We start from the raw sequence: 16,064 nt of genomic DNA, 5'->3' as shown, positions 1-16,064 counted from the left end.
GGTCCTCTCACCGCGCCGACGCGCGGTGGCTGGATGCCGGATCAAGGCCGGCATGACGGAGGAGAAGGAGGCGGTAAATCGGAAAATACCAGCAACGAAAAAAGGCCCTCCTCGCGGAGGGCCTTTCTCATTGGGAGTGACCTGAAACTCAGGCCTTGTACTTCTCTACGGCGCCCGGCAGCTTGCTCCATTCGGCATACCAGGTGTCGAAGAGCTTGAGCTGGGATTCGACATAGCCGCGCTGGCTGTCGGAGAGGGCGTCGGTCTCGTTGAAGTGCAGCGTGTATTCCTTGTCGCCCTTCAGCACCATCATGTGCTTGAAGTAGAGGACGAGATCCGGGCCTTCGTCGAAGGAGGACAGCACGGCAAGGGCCGATTCCAGTTCCAGCGCGCGGGCGCGGGCATCCGGATCGCCGGCGGCAGCGGCCTGGGCGAGGTTGCACATGTGGATGACTTCCTTCGGCAGCACGCAGCCGATACCGGTGATCGCGCCGACGGCGCCGCAATCGACGAAGCCGGTGAAGACGCAGGTGTCGACGCCGATCATCAGCGAGACGTCATCGTCGCGGCTGGTGATGTTTTCAGCCGCATAGCGCATGTCGGCGGCGCCGCCGAATTCCTTGAAGCCGACGAGGTTCTTGTGGTCCTCGCGCAGCGCGAAGAACAGGTCAGCGCGGGTGGCGAAGCCATAGTAGGGGCTGTTGTAGATGACGGCCGGCAGGTCCGGGGCGGCGGACAGGATCGCCTTGAAGTGGTTCTTCTGGGCAGCGACGACCGAGCCGCGGGACAGGACGCGCGGGATGACCATGAGGCCCTGCGCGCCGACCTTCTGAGCGTGGGCGGCGTGGGCGACGGCCGAAGCGGTGTTGACGGCGCCGGTGCCGACGATGACCGGGATGCCAGCCTTCACGAGGCGCTCGACGCCTTCCATGCGCTGCTCGTCGGTGAGCAGCGGCCAGTCACCCATGGAGCCGCAATAGACGACGGCGGACATGCCCTTGCCGATCAGTTCCTTGCCCTTGCGGACCAGCGCGTCGAAATCGGGGCTGCGGTCGTCCTTGCAGGGCGTCATCAGGGCGGGAATGACACCGGAAAAAATCTTGGCCTTCATGTCGATCTCCTTTTGGCGGTTCGCTCAGGCGGGCGGCCGAAACCAGGCCTCCCCCTCTCTGATGGTGGATATAGCACCTTGTATTTTATTTGTCGACAAGAAAAATACAAAAGCTCAGAGCGCGATGTCGAGCCTGTCGTTGCGACTGAAAAGCTTCTGTACCTGGGCGACGATCGCCTCGGCGTGGGCCTTGCCGAGCCGGTCCGCCTCTTCGATGTCGCGCGCCTCGATCGCGGCGATGATGGCGGCGTGCTCATCCACGAAGCGCTGCGGGAACTGTTCCTCGTAGGATTGGTAATAGAGCTGCAGGATGCGCCGGCCCTCGTCGAGCAGCCGCCGGAACAGGCTGGTGAAATAGGGATTGCGACCGGCCTCGGCGATGGCGGCGTGGAAGGCCGCGTTGGTGGCGATCATCGTCAGGGAATCGCGCACCGCCAGCGCCGCCGCATAGTCCTCGTGGAAACCTCTGATAGTGGTGAGATCTTCCGGACGGTGGTTCTGCGCCGCAAGCCGCGTCGTCACGCGGTACATCAGCACCAGCGCATCGAAGAAGGTGTGCAGGTTCAGGAAATCGATGCTCGACACCATGGTTGAGCGGTTCGGCAGGGTCTCGATCAGCCCCTCGCCGGCCAGCCGCACCAGCGCCTCGCGGATCGGCGTGCGCGACATCTTGAACCGCTCGGCAAGCTGCACCTCGTCGATGGGGCTGCCGGGGGCGAGCTTCAGGTCGAGAATTTCGTCGCGCAGAAGGTCGTAGACCATTTTTACGCCGGAGCCGCGCTTGCGCTCGGGCAGGGAGCTGGAATCGGTGTCGGTCATCGAAAATCCTCTTGTCGACAAAAGAAATACAATTCTCCGTCGACGCTATCAATCGTTTAAAGTGGGCATTTTGACGAAAGTGCCGTCAAGTGGCCAAGGGGACAGGTCGAAAAAGAAAGGGTGGGAAAACCCGCCCGCACCTACGTCCGCTGCTCCCGGAGGAACGTCACCAGCGATTTTCCCGCATCGAGGATATGGGCGCGGGTCAGCCGGCAGGCGAGATCGGCGTCGCCCTTCTCGCAGGCGGAAAGGATCGCCTCGTGTTCGCGGCCGGCGCGCGGCACGCCGTTGGTGAAGGTGAGCTGGGCGCGCAGATAGCGGTCGATCCGGTCGAGCGAGGAGCGCACATTCTGCAGGTAATAGGGGCGGCGCGAGGCCTCGTAGAGGCTATAGTGGAATTGCCGGTTGATCTCGCTCCAGCGGTGCGGGTCGGTCTCCCTGTCGAAGGCGTCGCAATAACGCCGCGCCGTCTCAAGCGCCGCCCGGTCGAGATTTGGCACGGCAAGCCGAATGACCTCGGCCTCGATCAACGCCCGGAACTCGAAGATCTCCTCGATCTCCTCGATGGAGAGGCCCGCGACGACCGCGCCCTTGTAGCGCCGGGTGGTGATGAGGCCGTGCTGCTCCAGCCGGGACAGCGCCTCGCGCACGGGGATGCGACTGGTGTTGAACATCTGCGCGAGCTCCTCCTGCCGGAGGCTTTCGCCCTCGGCAAGATCGCCCTCGATGATCGCCTTGCGAATGGCCTCATAGACGATGTCCGCGGCCGAGGCCGCCTGCCTGACATCGACGGCAGCAAATTTCATCACGTCCAGCCCCTGACAATGGAGAGATCGGTCATAGGTCGAAACCGGCAGCGGGGCAACAAGCACACACCAAACGGCACCCGATGGAGCAGTATTGTATATTGGATCCAATTTTTCTATGAAAGACCATCGGCGTCGACGGCATGCACCCTCGGCGCAATCCAGCCAGAACGGAGAGAACGCCATGCGCAGCAGCAAGGTCATCCACATCGTCTCCTGCCACGCCGAGGGCGAGGTGGGCGACGTCATCGTCGGCGGGGTCGCGCCGCCGCCCGGTGCGACGCTGTGGGAACAGCGCAATTTCATCGCCGAGGACAAGACGCTGCGCAACTTCGTGCTGAACGAGCCGCGCGGCGGCGTCTTCCGCCACATCAACCTCCTGGTGCCGCCGAAGGATCCGCGCGCCACGATGGGCTTCATCATCATGGAGCCGGAGGACACGCCGCCGATGTCCGGCTCCAACTCGATCTGCGTGTCCACCGTGCTGCTCGACAGCGGCATCGTGCCGATGGTCGAGCCGGAGACCCGCATGGTGCTGGAAGCGCCAGGCGGCCTCGTCAATGTCGTCGCCGCCTGCCGCAACGGCAAGGCCGAGCGGATCACCGTCACCAACGTGCCCTCCTTCGCCGACAAGCTGGATGCGACGCTGGAAGTGGAAGGCCTCGGCACGCTGACCGTCGACACCGCTTATGGCGGCGACAGCTTCGTCTTCGCCGATGCCCGCGCGCTCGGCTTTTCGGTGACGCCGGACGAAGCGCGCGAGCTTGCCGAAACCGGCATCCGCATCACGAAGGCCGCGAACGAACAGCTCGGCTTCACCCATCCGGAAAACCCGGAATGGAACCACATCTCCTTCTGCCAGCTCACCCTGCCGGTCGAGGAGCGCGACGGCGCGCTGCACGGCCGCAACACGGTCGTCATCCAGCCGGCCAAGCTCGACCGCTCGCCGACCGGCACCGGCTGCTCGGCCCGCATGGCGGTGCTGCATGCCCGCGGCCAGATCAAGGTCGGCCAGCCCTTCTCCGGCTACTCGATCATCGATTCGCGCTTCGACTGCCGCATCGTCGGCGAGACGACGGTCGGCGGCCGCCCGGCCATCGTGCCGGAAATCTCCGGCCGCGCCTGGATCACCGGCACGAGCCAGGTCATGCTCGACCCGGACGATCCGTGGCCGGCCGGCTATCGCCTTGCTGATACCTGGCCGCGCAAGCAATGACAGCCGTCCGGCCGGCACTTTCCGGGTGCCGGCCGGAGGAGTTTGACGCGGAGATGGAATCGCGCTAATCACCAAGTCATCCGATGACTTGGTGATTACTATCATGCATTCCCTCAGCAAGACCAATCTGGCCGACACCGCCGTCGAGACCATCCGTGCCGAAATCCTCGCCCGCCGCTGGGTCATCGGCGAGAAGCTGCCAAACGAGGCGACCTTGTCGGCCATGCTCTCCGTCAGCCGCGGCACCGTGCGCGAGGCGGTGCGCGTCCTCGTCTCGCAGGGCTATCTCGAAACGCGGCAGGGTTCCGGAACCTATGTGCTGTCGGCGGCCGATACGACGCGCCCGCTGACCATGGCCCGCCGCGCTGGGCTGCGCGACCAGTTCGAGGCACGGCTGGCGCTCGATGCGGAGGCGGCGCGGCTGGCGGCCCTGCGCCAGACCCCGGCCGTGATCGCCGGACTGCGCGCGCTGCTCGCCGCGCGCGGCAACTATGAAGGCGGCGATAAGGACACGTTCATCGCCCGCGACTTCGCCTTCCACCAGGCGGTGATCGCCGCCTCGCAGAACGCGGTGCTGATCGGCATGTACGATTTCTTCTCCACGCTGATTGCCGAAACGATTGAGGCAAGCCTGCGCGAGGACCTGCCGGAACCCGACATGGCGGCCCATGCCGCGATTATCGACGCCATCGAAAGCGGCGCTCCCGATGCCGCCGATGCCGCCGTGCGCCGCTTCATGGCGCCCGTCCTTGCCGCTCTCGACCGGTTGCTGCTGTCATGACCCATCCCGCCCCGAACGATCCCGGCGCCATCGACCTGATCGACGCCGAAGCCGACAGCGTGCCCGCACCCGAGCCGCACCGGCCCCCGACGCCGCTGGCGCGCTTCCTGCTCGGCGCCAGCCTCGTGCTCATCGCCTTCAACCTGCGGCCGGTCTTTTCCAGCGCCTCGGCGCTGCTGCCGGAAATCCGCGCCGTGCTCGGCCTCTCGCCGACCGGGGCGAGCCTGCTGACCACCCTGCCCGTCGTCTGCCTCGGCCTGTTCTCGCCGCTCGCGCCGCGCCTTGCCCAACGCATCGGCACGGAGCGCACGCTGCTCGCCGTCATCCTCCTGCTGGCGCTCGGCACGGCGATGCGCGGCCTCTCCTCCATTCCGCTGCTCTTCCTCGGCACGGCGCTCGCCGGCGCGTGCATCGCGGTCGGCAACGTGCTGCTGCCCGGCCTCGTCAAGCGCGACTTCCCGGACAAGGCGGCGCTGATGACCGGCTGCTACACGATGGCGCTGTGCGCCGGCGCGGCGGGCGCCGCCGGCCTGACGCTGCCGATCGAGCATGCGCTCGGCGGCTCGCTCGACGGCGCGCTGGCGGTCTGGGCCGTACCGGCGCTGGTCGTCGGCGCCCTCTGGCTGCCGCAGGTCCTTGCCACCCGCTCGCAGGTCAAGCGCACCGGCTTTCGCGTGGAAGGCCTTTGGCGCGACCGGCTCGCCTGGCACGTCACCTTCTTCATGGGCCTGCAATCGGCGCTTGCCTATTGCGTCTTCGGCTGGCTGGTGCCGATCCTGCGCGAACGCGGGCTCGACGGCGTCACCGCCGGGGCGATCGTCTCGGTGTCGGTGATGGTGCAGGCCGGCGCCTGCCTCCTCGCGCCACATCTTGCCGTACGCGGCAAGGACCAGCGGGTGATCAACGTGGCGCTCTGCGCCTTCGCCGTCGTCGCCCTGCTGGGCCTGCTCTTCGCGCCGCTCTGGTCGGTCTGGTTCTGGGCCGTGCTGCAGGGCATCGGCCAGGGCGGGCTGATCGCGGTGGCGATGACTGTCATCGTGCTGCGCACCCGCGATCCGCATGTGGCGGCGCACCTTTCCGGCATGGCGCAATGCGTCGGCTACCTGCTCGCCGCCATCGGGCCGCTGGTCGTCGGCCTCATACGCGGCTGGACCGGCAGCTTTGCCTGGAGCGCCGTGCTCTTCGTGCTGCTCGGCCTCGGGGCGGCGGTAAACGGCTGGTTCGCCGGGCGGGCGCTCTACGTCAATGCGCGCACGGTGGAGACGTCCTGAGGACGAACCACGCCGGCCTCCGTGACGATCAGGTCCATCGGGATATCGTGCATCTGCGGATAGATCGTCGCGAGCCTGGCCGCGCTGTAGCCGACGCCGATGACGCGCGGTTTTGCCGGCAGGGCGGCCAGCGTGCGGTCGAAGAAGCCGCCGCCGTAACCGAGCCGGTAGCAGGCCGCATCGTAACCGACGACGGGGGCGATCACGATGTCGGGTACGCAGGGCCGTTGCGCGGCAGGTATCGGGATATTCCAGACGCCGCGCGACAGCGCCTCGCCCACCTGCCAGAGATGGAATTCCAGCGGCCGCCCCTTTTCCGTAACCACGGGCAGGGCGGTCCGTCCGCCGCGCGCGGCGATTTCTTCCATGAACGCACGCAGATCCGGCTCGCCGCGAAACGGCCAGTAGGCGCTGACGATACGGCCGGCGACATCGCCGATCTGCGCAAGCACGCCGGTCGCGATCGCCTCTCCCTGGCGCGCGCGCAACTCGGCCGGCACGGCGAGACGTTCGGCGATGAGGCGCTCGCGTTCGTTTCTGCGCCAGCGCTTCACGTCCGTCCAGGCCTGCAGGTCGAGCGGGCCCGGCAGGCCGGCATAGGCCGGATCGACCTCGTGCAGGAAACAGGCCGGCGAGGCGAAGGTCGCGGGTGTGTCGTCGTCGGCCATCGCTTGCCTCCCTGATCGTCTCAGCAGGCCGAAAGGCCCGCTTCGAGCCCGGCGGTGAGATCATCGACATGTTCGAGCCCGATGGAAAGCCGCAGCAGCCCGTCGCTGATGCCGGCGCGCGCGCGGGCGTCCGCGCCCATGTCGACATGGGTCATCGTCGCCGGATGCGCCACCAGGCTTTCCACGCCGCCGAGCGATTCGGCGAGCGTGAAGATGCGCACCGCCCGCACGAAGCGCCGCACCGCGGGCACGCCGCCGGCAAGCTCGAAGCTCATCATGGCACCGAAGCCCTGCTGTTGTCTTCCGGCAAGTGCATGATCCAGATGGTCGGCAAGGCCCGGATAGTGCACGCGGGTGACGGCGGGATGGGCGGCGAGCCGTTCGGCGATCGCCATGGCATTGCGCTCCTGCGCCGCCATGCGGGCAAAGAGGGTTCTAAGGCCCCGAAGCGTCAGCCAGGAATCGAAGGGGGCGGCGATCGACCCCGTCACATTGGCCCAGCGCTTCAGGTCGCGCGCCTCGTCGCCGTCGGCGGCCACCACCGCGCCGGCGATGACGTCCGAATGGCCGTTGAGGAACTTCGTCGTCGAATGCAGCACGTAATCGGCGCCGAACGCCAGCGGCCTCTGCAAGGCCGGCGACAGGAAGGTGTTGTCGACGGCGACCTTCGCCCCCGTCGCCTTGGCGAGGGCAGAAAGGGCAGCGATGTCCACGACGCGCATCAGGGGGTTGCTTGGCGTCTCGATCAGCACGAGCACCGGATAATCCCAGAGCCGCGCCTTGAAGGCCTCGATATCCGACTGATCCACCAGCCGGAGCCGGATCTGGCCGAGCTCCGCCCGAGCCTTCAGGAGCCGCATCGTGCCGCCGTAACAGTCGTGCGGTGCGAGAACGAGGCTCCCGACGGCGAGCCGCCCGACGAGAAGATCGACCGCCGCCATGCCGCTCGGCGTCAGCACCGCGCCCGCGCCGCCCTCCAGCCTGGCGATCGCCTCGCCGAGGAGATCCCGCGTCGGGTTGCTGACGCGGCCGTAATCATAGGCGCGCGGCGTGTCGAAATCGGCGAATTCATAGGTGCTGGACAGATAGAGCGGCGGCGCCACCGCGCCGAAGGCGGTATCGACGGCCACGCCATGCGCGGCCGCAACGGTTTCCGGTTGAACTTCCATCGCCGTTCGCTCGGACATCGGTGCTGCTCCTCATGTTAGGTGAGGAAAATGGCGGGGATGATGATGGCTGACAAACGAATTCTATTGCTGCCTGACTGCAAGAATTTTGCACTCATGCGGAAAGTCTCTACCGTTTTTCCGCTAGGAAATCGGCCAGCACGGCGGCATGGTTGAATTCACGGTTGCGCGAACCGTAAAGCAGCGTGACGGCTCCCGCCGAAACACGGTCCCGCAGGGCATCTACTGCCGGGTTGCCGCGCAGCTCCTCGCGGTAGCGCTCTTGGAATTCCGTCCAGCGTTCCGGCTTGTGATCGAACCACTTGCGAAGGGCGGATGTCGGCGCGACGTCCTTCATCCATTCGTCGAAAGCCGCTTTCTCCTTCGAAAGGCCGCGCGGCCAGAGCCGATCGACGAGGATGCGCTCGCCGTCGCCCGCCTCGGGCTCGTCATAGATGCGCTTGATGTGTACGGGCACGGCCTAGCCTCCCGGGTTTCCGCTCACCGTGCATTTGAGATCAGAAAGGAGGCCGTCCTGCAAGCCGTAGACCCAGCCGTGGATCGACACGTCCCGACCCGCCTGCCAGGCCGCCTGGAGGGTCGGGGTGCGGGAGAGGCGTTCGACCTGCGCGGCAACGGAGGACTCGCAGAGACGGTCGAGATCCGCGTCATTCCAGCTTTCCCGGCATTCGAAGCGCGCGTCCGCCACGTCGCGGACGGGTTGCAGCCAATGGTCGATCAGCCCGAAGCGCTCGCCGCTGACCGCCGCGCGGATGCCGCCGCAGCCGTAGTGCCCGCAGATGATGATGTGCTTCACGCCGAGCTGATGCACGGCATATTCCACCACCGACAGCATGTTGAGATCGGCCGGGTGGATGAGGTTGGCGACGTTGCGGTGCACGAACACCTCGCCCGGCTCGAGCCCGGCGATCACATTGGCCGGCACGCGGCTGTCCGAACAGCCGATCCAGAGATATTCCGGCTGCTGCAGCGTCGACAGGCGCTCGAAATAGTCGGCCTTCTCCGCCTTGCGCTCGGCGGACCACACCTTGTTCCTGGCGAAAAGGTCTTCGATCATGACAGGTCTCCGCTTGTGAAGGATGCCGGAGCTATCCGCCCGCAATTGGCTTGTGTCAAACCGACGGTCCGTCGCAGGGGCGGCATGCGGACGCGCCGGGACGATGCGGCTTGACTTTCCCCATGCCCTCCCTCCATCATAGGGGCATGATGACGACGCACGACCTTGCCCGATTTCTGAAACGGTTGTTTCCTCTCGCAGGATACTAGCCCCCGGCTTGGTCGCGTCGCGCCCCGGCCGTGGGGCGATAGCGGTTCCGTAAAATTATGCGGGACTGCGCCAGACCAGCGCGACATGATCCCCCAATCCTGATTTTTCCGCGTGCCTCAAGGGCCGCGAGACCGCATGTCGTGAGGTTTCCATGACCACCAGAGCCAAGGCCGGCCGCCTGCCCGCCATCTCCATCGCCCGTTCCGAATACGAACGCCTTTCGAACCTTGCCGACATGCTGGCGGAACGCGATCCGCACGCCGCCGGGCAGCTCGCCGCCGAGCTCGACCGCGCCAAGGTCGTCGACGACGCGCGCATGGCGCCCGGCGTGATGCGCATCGGCTCGATCGCCGAGTTCCGCATCGACGACGAGGCGCCGCAGACCGCCGAACTGGTCTTCCCTGGGGATGCCGACATTTCCCGCCAGCGCATTTCCGTGCTGACGCCGGTAGGCGCGGCGCTGCTCGGCCTTTCCGCCGGCCAGTCGATCGAATGGTCGGCGCGCGACGGGCGCGCACGGCGCCTCAGCGTGATCGCCGTCCGGGACGGCGTCGCGAACACCGCCCGCGCATCCTGAGGCTTCGCGCATGAAATTCCTGTCCTTCCCTTCGTCCGGGCGCATCGGAGGTTGCCTCGTCGCAGGATCGTGACCCCCTGCGCCGCAAGCGCGGCCAGGGGGCGTCTCCACCATGACCCTTGCACCCCCGCCCGAAACGGCGGGCAGGATGGAGAAAGACGATGGGACAGGATCCCGGCATGCTCACGGCACGGGACTTCTACGTGCTGGAAAAGATATCTTGCGACTGGCCGCCGCTGACGGAGGAATGGCTGGCGCTGCTCAGGCGCAAGCTTTCAAGGCCTTGCCTGCCGCCGGATGCCCCGGTTCCCGGCGATCTGGCGACGATCGACGCGCGCCTGTCGTTCCGCTGCGCCAGCGGGCTCACCGATACGCGCACGCTCTGCCTTCCCGGCACCTACACGCCCGGCAGCGCCTTCCTGCCGATCACCACCTTCTACGGCCTCGCATTGCTGGGGCTCAGGGAAGGCGAAGGCATTGGCTTTGCCCGGCCGGAGGGCCGGCACGACTGGATCGTGCTCGAAAAAGTGCTCTTCCAGCCGGTGGCGGCAAAGGCGCCCCGACCGGCGGCGCGCCCGCCCTTCCGGCTGATTGCCGGCGGGCTTGCCGAACGCGCCTTCACCCCCGCCAACGAAAACGGCCCCGGACAGGGTCCAGGGCCGTCGGCGGCATAGGAGCGGGCAAGGACCCGTCAGATCACGCCCTGCGCGCGCATGGCTTCGGCCACGCGGATGAAGCCGGCAATGTTGGCGCCGAGCACGTAGTTGCCCTTGGCGCCATATTCCTCCGCCGTCTCGGCGCAGCGGTCATGGATGCCCTGCATAATCTGGCCGAGGCGTTCGCGCGCCGTCTCGAAGCTCCAGCTGTCGCGGCTGGCATTCTGCTGCATTTCCAGCGCCGAGGTGGCGACGCCGCCGGCATTGGCCGCCTTGCCGGGGCCGAAGAGCACGCCCGCATCCTGGAAGGCGCGCACGGCTTCCGGCGTCGAGGGCATGTTGGCGCCCTCGGCGACGGCGATGACGCCATTCTTGATCAGCGTCTTGGCATCCTTGCCGGTCAGCTCGTTCTGCGTGGCGCAGGGCAGCGCGACGTCGCAGGGTACATCCCAGATCGAGCCCTTGCCGGTGGCGATGAAATGCACACCCTTCGTCTTGACGCCGGCATATTGCGACAGGCGCTCGCGGCGCACTTCCTTGATGTCCTTGACGAGGGCGAGGTCGATGCCGTCTTCATCGACGAGGTAGCCGCTGCTGTCCGAGCAGGCGACGACCTTGGCGCCGTACTTGATCGCCTGTTCCATGGCGTAGATCGCCACGTTGCCGGAGCCCGAGACGGTGACCCGCTTGCCCTCGAATCCGGTGCCCCTGCTCTCCAGCATGGCGCGGGTGAAATAGACCGCGCCGTAGCCGGTCGCTTCCTTGCGCACAAGCGAGCCGCCGTAGCTGAGGCCCTTGCCGGTGAAGACGCCGGCCTCGAAGCGGTTGGTCAGGCGCTTGTACTGGCCGAACATCCAGCCGATCTCGCGGCCGCTGACGCCGATGTCGCCGGCCGGAACGTCCGTGTGCTCGCCGAGATGGCGGTGCAGCTCCGTCATGAAGGACTGGCAGAAGCGCATGATCTCGCCCTCGGACCGGCCCTTCGGATCGAAGTCCGAGCCGCCCTTGCCGCCGCCGATCGGCAGGCCCGTCAGCGCGTTCTTGAAGATCTGCTCGAAGCCGAGGAACTTGATGATGCCGAGATTGACCGACGGGTGGAAACGCAGGCCGCCCTTGTAGGGACCGAGCGCCGAATTGAACTGTACGCGGAAACCGCGGTTGATCTGCACTTGGCCCTTGTCGTCGACCCACGGCACGCGGAAGATGATCTGGCGCTCCGGCTCGCTGATGCGTTCGATCAGCGCGTCCTTCAGGTAGTCGGGATGTTTGGAGACGACGAGGCCGAGGCTTTCCAGCACCTCGCGCGCCGCCTGATGGAATTCCGGTTCCGCCGGGTTGCGCTGCAGCACCTGGGCAAGGATCGGTTCAAGCTTCTCGTCGACAGTCGCCATGGCGACACTCCTTTCGTCTCGGTCTCACATTTCCTGGAAGGGCCGCCGGCCTGGCGCCGGCCGGCCCGGGTGACATCGTGCGGGCATGGTCAGATCCCGTGCCCGTGGCCGCTCATCAGGCCGGGCGAACCGACCTGCGACAGGCTTTTGGCGAGCGTGGCCAGAAGATCGGTCTGGGAGATGATGCCGACGACGCGGCGCGCATCGTCGACCACGACGACCGCATGGATCATGCCGTCCGTCAGGCGCGGCAGAAGGCCGATCGCCGGGTCGGAGGGGCTGGCCGTCGCCGCTTCGGAAATGGGCAGGAGCGCGGCGGGGGCCATGGCGGCGAGCTCGCGCAGGCCCACGGTGCCGGCAAGCCGGCCCTCGCCGTCGAGCACGGGCAGCGTGCGGATGTCGTGATCGAGCAGTTGCGCGCGCGCCACGTCCGCCGTCGCATCGGCCGGCACCGTCACCACGTCGCGCGACATGATGTCGGCACAGGTAAGCTCGCCGCGCTGGCGCAAGAGCGCCTGTAGTTCGACCTGGCGCAGCAGCGTGTCGAGGTCGGCGCGGCTGATGTCGAGCGTCTCGTTGAGGCTGGTGATGGCGGCGTCGATGTCTTCCGTGTTGAAGCCGACGCGGAAGGCGGCCGGCGGATCGGCCGTCTTGTGCGTATTGACGGGCACCACCGCCTGGCGGTGCGGATATTGCCGGCCGGCAAGCTTGTGGAACAGCATGCCGATGGCGACGAGGATCAGCGAATTGATCGCGATCGGCACGAGCGGGAACCAGAAGCCGGCGCGGGTGACGGCAGCGCCCCCGATGACGGCGGTGAGTGCGGCGGCGCCGCCCGGCGGATGCAGCGAGCGGGTCAGCGACATGACGAGGATCGCCAGCGCGACGGCAAGGCCGATGGCGATCGCCGGGTCCGTGACAAGCGTCGTGACGGTCACGCCGACGAAGGCGGAGATGGTGTTGCCGCCGACGATCGACCAGGGCTGGGCGAGCGGGCTGGCGGGCACGGCGAAGAGCAGCACGGCGGAAGCGCCGATGGGTGCGACGATCAACGGCAGATGCGGATCGTTGCCCATGAAGAGGCCGCAGACGAGGCCGGTGAGGCAAATGCCGATCAGGGCCCCGAGGCAACCGATGAGGCGTTCCTTGAGCGTGGCGCCGGCCAGAATGGGTGTGAACAGCCGGAATTTGGACAGAATGCCCGATTTATGGGCATCGTGTTGAGATGGGGCCACGATGATCCTGATTGTAAAAAGGCAAATGACTAATTTGGAGGCTTATGTGCCTATCGCGCCGATCACGCAAGGGCACAAACGGAAGATTCTGTTTCGCCGGAAGGAAAGCAGGCGGGGCGATAAAAAGCCGGACAACCCCATGGGTTATCAAGGCATGCTCTGTAACTTTAAGTTTATATTTCCCATTCAAATGCAATCTTATCGGGCAATCTCCAGGATAACGCCGATAGGGAAAACCGGATGCAAGCTCGTCGATTTGAAGCGCTGGATAGCTGGCGCGGCCTGTGCGCCTGCATGGTGGCGCTGTTCCATTTCAACGTCTTCAGCCACATCCAGTCGGCAAGGATCGTCCAGAACGCCTATCTCTTCGTGGATTTCTTCTTCGTGCTCAGCGGCTTCGTTATCGCCGCGAACTATCAGGCACGGCTGGCGCAGGGCTTCGGACCCGGAAGGTTCCTGTTTTTGCGGCTCGGGCGCATCTACCCTCTTCACCTCGTCACCATGGCGCTGTTCATCCCCATCGACATCGCAAAGGACGGGGTAAGCCTCCAGCTCCTGCGCGCCGTCGTGACGAATACGCTGCTGCTGCATGGCACCGGCATCAATTCCGGTCTGTGGCTGAACTTTCCCAGCTGGAGCATCAGCGCCGAATTCGTCGCCCATATCGTCTTTGCGCTGGTCACGCCCTGGCTCGGGCCGAGGATGCTTCCCTGGATCGTGATCGCGATCGTCGGTTCGGCCATTCTGATCTTCATCAGTCCGCTTCGAATGGATTCGACCTACGACTACGGCCTCGCCCGCTGCCTCTACGGTTTCGCCCTCGGTGTCCTGTGTTTCGGCGTCCGCGCGCGGTTCCTCTGGCTCGACAAGCCTCTCGGTCGCTATGCCGACACCCTGGCCGAAGGCGCGGCCGTCGTCCTGCTCTGCCTGTGTCTTGCAATGCTCGACGGACACAGCGCCGCAGCCGTCGCGACGCCGGTGCTGTTCGCCAGTCTGGTGCTGCTCTTTGCCCGTGAAAAGGGTTTTTTCAGCCGGGCGCTAAAGGTGCGTCCGCTGTTGCTGGTCGGCGCGCTGTCCTATTCGATCTATATGGTACATGCGTTCGTGCGTGCCGTCGCCCGTGCGATCGCCATGGTGCTGGAGAAGACGACGGGCCTCTCCTTCTTCATGGAACTGCCGCCTCTTGCGAACGGCGAAGTACCGCGCCTGCTGTCCATCGGCGGCTCGCTCTGGCTTGGCAACGTGCTTCAGATTCTCATGCTCCTGGCGACCATTTGCCTTGCCGTGCTGACCTTCCGGTATATCGAGGAACCGGGACGGCTGTGGAGCCGCGGCGCGCGCCCGTTTGCGCGGCATCGGGAGGGGAAGGCGATATAGGCGGACCGCCGTCCGGTTGAATTCGTGCATTGCGTGTATTTTTACGCACTGAACTTAATGGTTGGTTAGGGCATCCGTGAAATGTTAACCGCCATGCTTAACGGTTCCTTTCGGCGCCGGCAGAACGGAAAAGCTCGCGGGTCGCACGATGCTTCAAAGGACAACCAGCCTTGCGCTGTATTTTCTGGCGCTCCTCTCCATGGCGGTGCCGAGCGAGCAGCTCGCGGCGCCCGGCTGGATGGAGGCTGCCCGCTATCTCGCCTTCGTGGCGATCGCCGCCGCCATCGCGCTGATGTCCCATATCCGCTTCGGGCTCAGGATCCCTGCCGGTCTCGAAACGACGCTGCTGGCGCTGTTCTTTCTCTTCTATGCGGCCTCGGCGCTCTGGGGCTCGCAGATGGCCGACAGCTATATCAAGAGCGTGCTGGTGCTGACCGCGCTGATGACAGCGCTCGGCATCGCCAGCATGCTGCCGCTGGAACGCGCGCTGGCGATCGTCTTCTATGCGCTCGCCACCTTCATCGTGATCTGCGTGGCTGTCGTGTTCCTGTGGCCGTCAATCGGGGTCGACCAGACCTGGGAACATGCGGGCAAGTGGCGCGGCATTGCCGGCCAGAAGAACGGGCTTGCCGCCTATGCAGCCTATGCCGCGGTGCTCGGCGTCGGCCTGCCGCTCGCCCCACGCCCGACGCCGCTGCGGCGGTGCGCCGCGTTCTGCCTGCGCCTTCTCCTCGTCGCGCTCTGCTTCGTGGCGGTCTACAAATCCGGCTCGCGCGGCGGGCTGATGCTGGCCATGGCCGGGCTCGGCTCGATGGCGATCGCCCGCATGCCGCACGCCGTGCAGCGCGCATCGCTGCTCATCGGGATCGCGCTCTCCATCCCGCTCCTCTTTCTGGTGCTGGCCTCGTTTTCCGTCGATGGCGACAAGCTGAGCGTGCTGGGGCTGACGGTCGACACCAACAGCCGCATGAAGCTGTGGCAGTTCGGCTTCGAATACATGCATGCGCAAGGGCGTATGCTGACGGGCTTCGGCATGGACAGTTTCTGGACGCCGGAGCGGCTGACCGCCTTTCAGGATATCTACAGCTGGGAGCTGGACAATTTTCACAACGGTTACATCACCCTGCTCGTCGAAACCGGGCTGATCGGCTTCACGCTGTTTATCACCGGCTTTCTCGGACTTTACCTGCTGGCGCTGATCGCCATCGGCAGCATCCGCGCGCCGGGAACGATCCTCGCCTTCGCCGTGCTCAACATGTTCACGCTCGGAAACCTGATCGAAAACGAACTGGCGCGCTCGACCTCCCTCGGCATCTACATGTTCCTGATCATCGCCTTCTCGCTGCGCAACGAGGTCACCGGCTGGCTGGAACACCGCCATCCTCGCCGACGGCCGGTTCATCCGCCGGCCTTCGGCTATTGAGCCTGAAGCTCATCCGGCCGTCCGCTTGATATGGAAGTGTTTGCGCCAGAATTTCGAGCCGGCCGACCAGGCAATAAAAAAGCCCGGCAAGGCCGGGCTTTTTTATGAGATCCGGAAATCCGGATGGAATTTGGTGCCCAGAAGAGGACTCGAACCTCCACACCCTTTCGAGTACCAGCACCTGAAGCTGGCGCGTCTACCAATTCCGCCATCTGGGCGACGGAGAGGCATGTAGAAGGAGCGCCCTCCGGTGTCAACAGGCTTTTTGAAGTTTTCGCA

At 65.7% G+C, this 16,064-nt stretch carries 16 protein-coding genes and 1 tRNA gene; 7 read left to right on the top strand and 10 right to left on the bottom strand.

The window, feature by feature from the left end; all coding sequences use genetic code 11:
• Positions 1 to 148: 148 nt before the first annotated feature.
• From Q9316_RS19955 to Q9316_RS19945, 3 genes are all read right to left on the bottom strand, one after another.
• On the bottom strand, positions 149 to 1,111 hold the full coding sequence (locus tag Q9316_RS19955; protein ID WP_306033296.1) for a dihydrodipicolinate synthase family protein: 963 nt from the start codon (positions 1,109 to 1,111) through the stop codon (positions 149 to 151).
• A 114-nt stretch (positions 1,112 to 1,225) separates the two neighbouring features.
• Positions 1,226 to 1,930: a GntR family transcriptional regulator gene (locus Q9316_RS19950; RefSeq protein WP_306033295.1), complete on the bottom strand. Its 705-nt coding sequence runs from the start codon at positions 1,928 to 1,930 to the stop codon at positions 1,226 to 1,228.
• Positions 1,931 to 2,070: 140 nt separating this feature from the next.
• The gene (locus Q9316_RS19945; protein ID WP_306035366.1) at positions 2,071 to 2,736 is read right to left on the bottom strand and encodes a GntR family transcriptional regulator; all 666 of its coding nucleotides are present in this window, start codon (positions 2,734 to 2,736) and stop codon (positions 2,071 to 2,073) included.
• A gap of 184 nt (positions 2,737 to 2,920) precedes the next feature.
• Between Q9316_RS19945 and Q9316_RS19940 the strand changes: the two genes are divergently transcribed.
• The 3 genes from Q9316_RS19940 (at position 2,921) to Q9316_RS19930 (ending at position 6,004) form a co-directional block, all read left to right on the top strand.
• Positions 2,921 to 3,952 (top strand): trans-3-hydroxy-L-proline dehydratase, encoded by a 1,032-nt coding sequence (locus tag Q9316_RS19940; RefSeq protein ID WP_306033294.1) that lies wholly within the window; start codon positions 2,921 to 2,923, stop codon positions 3,950 to 3,952.
• A gap of 103 nt (positions 3,953 to 4,055) precedes the next feature.
• Positions 4,056 to 4,733 carry a FadR/GntR family transcriptional regulator gene (locus Q9316_RS19935; protein WP_306033293.1) on the top strand — a complete coding sequence of 226 codons (678 nt, stop codon included), beginning with the start codon at positions 4,056 to 4,058 and terminating at the stop codon, positions 4,731 to 4,733.
• Positions 4,730 to 6,004, top strand: a complete 1,275-nt coding sequence (locus Q9316_RS19930) for a CynX/NimT family MFS transporter (protein ID WP_306033292.1) — start codon at positions 4,730 to 4,732, stop codon at positions 6,002 to 6,004. Before Q9316_RS19935 ends, Q9316_RS19930 begins: the two co-directional genes overlap by 4 nt.
• On the opposite strand, the gene Q9316_RS19925 is transcribed toward Q9316_RS19930, so the two are convergent.
• The 4 genes from Q9316_RS19925 to Q9316_RS19910 all read right to left on the bottom strand — a co-directional run bounded on the left by Q9316_RS19925 (position 5,971) and on the right by Q9316_RS19910 (position 8,916).
• Complete coding sequence (locus Q9316_RS19925) at positions 5,971 to 6,672, bottom strand: 5-formyltetrahydrofolate cyclo-ligase (RefSeq protein WP_306033291.1); 702 nt, start codon at positions 6,670 to 6,672, stop codon at positions 5,971 to 5,973. The genes Q9316_RS19930 and Q9316_RS19925 overlap by 34 nt on opposite strands.
• 20 nt (positions 6,673 to 6,692) lie before the next feature.
• A complete protein-coding gene (gene metB, locus Q9316_RS19920) occupies positions 6,693 to 7,859 on the bottom strand; it encodes a cystathionine gamma-synthase (protein WP_306033290.1) in 1,167 nt (388 codons plus the stop codon).
• Positions 7,860 to 7,968: 109 nt separating this feature from the next.
• Positions 7,969 to 8,316, bottom strand: a complete 348-nt coding sequence (locus tag Q9316_RS19915; protein WP_306033289.1) for a DUF488 domain-containing protein — start codon at positions 8,314 to 8,316, stop codon at positions 7,969 to 7,971.
• Between the two features lie 3 nt (positions 8,317 to 8,319).
• Positions 8,320 to 8,916, bottom strand: coding sequence for a carbonic anhydrase (locus Q9316_RS19910; RefSeq protein WP_306033288.1), 597 nt, complete (start codon positions 8,914 to 8,916; stop codon positions 8,320 to 8,322).
• A gap of 361 nt (positions 8,917 to 9,277) precedes the next feature.
• On the opposite strand from Q9316_RS19910, the gene rnk reads away from it, so the two are divergent.
• Both rnk and Q9316_RS19900 read left to right on the top strand, forming a co-directional pair.
• Positions 9,278 to 9,703 (top strand): nucleoside diphosphate kinase regulator, encoded by a 426-nt coding sequence (gene rnk / locus Q9316_RS19905; protein ID WP_306033287.1) that lies wholly within the window; start codon positions 9,278 to 9,280, stop codon positions 9,701 to 9,703.
• Between the two features lie 161 nt (positions 9,704 to 9,864).
• A complete protein-coding gene (locus tag Q9316_RS19900) occupies positions 9,865 to 10,377 on the top strand; it encodes a hypothetical protein (protein ID WP_306033286.1) in 513 nt (170 codons plus the stop codon).
• Positions 10,378 to 10,394: 17 nt separating this feature from the next.
• Here Q9316_RS19900 and gdhA read toward each other — a convergent pair whose 3' ends face one another.
• A complete protein-coding gene (gene gdhA / locus Q9316_RS19895) occupies positions 10,395 to 11,750 on the bottom strand; it encodes an NADP-specific glutamate dehydrogenase (RefSeq protein ID WP_306033285.1) in 1,356 nt (451 codons plus the stop codon).
• A gap of 89 nt (positions 11,751 to 11,839) precedes the next feature.
• Entirely contained in the window at positions 11,840 to 12,991 is a 1,152-nt protein-coding gene (locus Q9316_RS19890; protein ID WP_306035365.1) for an HPP family protein, read from the bottom strand.
• 234 nt (positions 12,992 to 13,225) lie between these two features.
• Here Q9316_RS19890 and Q9316_RS19885 point away from each other — a divergent pair, with 234 nt between their 5' ends.
• Complete coding sequence (locus tag Q9316_RS19885; protein ID WP_306033284.1) at positions 13,226 to 14,362, top strand: acyltransferase family protein; 1,137 nt, start codon at positions 13,226 to 13,228, stop codon at positions 14,360 to 14,362.
• Positions 14,363 to 14,510: 148 nt separating this feature from the next.
• Positions 14,511 to 15,785 (top strand): O-antigen ligase family protein, encoded by a 1,275-nt coding sequence (locus Q9316_RS19880; protein WP_306033283.1) that lies wholly within the window; start codon positions 14,511 to 14,513, stop codon positions 15,783 to 15,785.
• Positions 15,786 to 15,916: 131 nt separating this feature from the next.
• On the opposite strand, the gene Q9316_RS19875 is transcribed toward Q9316_RS19880, so the two are convergent.
• Positions 15,917 to 16,003: transfer RNA gene (locus Q9316_RS19875), tRNA-Leu, on the bottom strand.
• Positions 16,004 to 16,064 lie beyond the last annotated feature (61 nt).

Source organism: Shinella zoogloeoides, from assembly GCF_030733845.1.
Classification (GTDB): Bacteria; Pseudomonadota; Alphaproteobacteria; order Rhizobiales; family Rhizobiaceae; genus Shinella; species Shinella zoogloeoides_C.
Note: the sequence above shows the minus strand (reverse complement) of the source record. Positions and strands in the feature narration are given on the sequence as shown.

What these genes read in the sequence shown, in the direction of transcription:
- Q9316_RS19955 (WP_306033296.1), bottom strand. Translation starts at nt 1,111, where the DNA reads ATGAAGGCCAAGATTTTTTCCGGTGTCATTCCCGCCCTGATGACGCCC.
- Q9316_RS19950 (WP_306033295.1), bottom strand. Translation starts at nt 1,930, where the DNA reads ATGACCGACACCGATTCCAGCTCCCTGCCCGAGCGCAAGCGCGGCTCC.
- Q9316_RS19945 (WP_306035366.1), bottom strand. Translation starts at nt 2,736, where the DNA reads ATGAAATTTGCTGCCGTCGATGTCAGGCAGGCGGCCTCGGCCGCGGAC.
- Q9316_RS19940 (WP_306033294.1), top strand. Translation starts at nt 2,921, where the DNA reads ATGCGCAGCAGCAAGGTCATCCACATCGTCTCCTGCCACGCCGAGGGC.
- Q9316_RS19935 (WP_306033293.1), top strand. Translation starts at nt 4,056, where the DNA reads ATGCATTCCCTCAGCAAGACCAATCTGGCCGACACCGCCGTCGAGACC.
- Q9316_RS19930 (WP_306033292.1), top strand. Translation starts at nt 4,730, where the DNA reads ATGACCCATCCCGCCCCGAACGATCCCGGCGCCATCGACCTGATCGAC.
- Q9316_RS19925 (WP_306033291.1), bottom strand. Translation starts at nt 6,672, where the DNA reads ATGGCCGACGACGACACACCCGCGACCTTCGCCTCGCCGGCCTGTTTC.
- metB (WP_306033290.1), bottom strand. Translation starts at nt 7,859, where the DNA reads ATGTCCGAGCGAACGGCGATGGAAGTTCAACCGGAAACCGTTGCGGCC.
- Q9316_RS19910 (WP_306033288.1), bottom strand. Translation starts at nt 8,916, where the DNA reads ATGATCGAAGACCTTTTCGCCAGGAACAAGGTGTGGTCCGCCGAGCGC.
- rnk (WP_306033287.1), top strand. Translation starts at nt 9,278, where the DNA reads ATGACCACCAGAGCCAAGGCCGGCCGCCTGCCCGCCATCTCCATCGCC.
- Q9316_RS19900 (WP_306033286.1), top strand. Translation starts at nt 9,865, where the DNA reads ATGGGACAGGATCCCGGCATGCTCACGGCACGGGACTTCTACGTGCTG.
- gdhA (WP_306033285.1), bottom strand. Translation starts at nt 11,750, where the DNA reads ATGGCGACTGTCGACGAGAAGCTTGAACCGATCCTTGCCCAGGTGCTG.
- Q9316_RS19885 (WP_306033284.1), top strand. Translation starts at nt 13,226, where the DNA reads ATGCAAGCTCGTCGATTTGAAGCGCTGGATAGCTGGCGCGGCCTGTGC.
- Q9316_RS19880 (WP_306033283.1), top strand. Translation starts at nt 14,511, where the DNA reads ATGCTTCAAAGGACAACCAGCCTTGCGCTGTATTTTCTGGCGCTCCTC.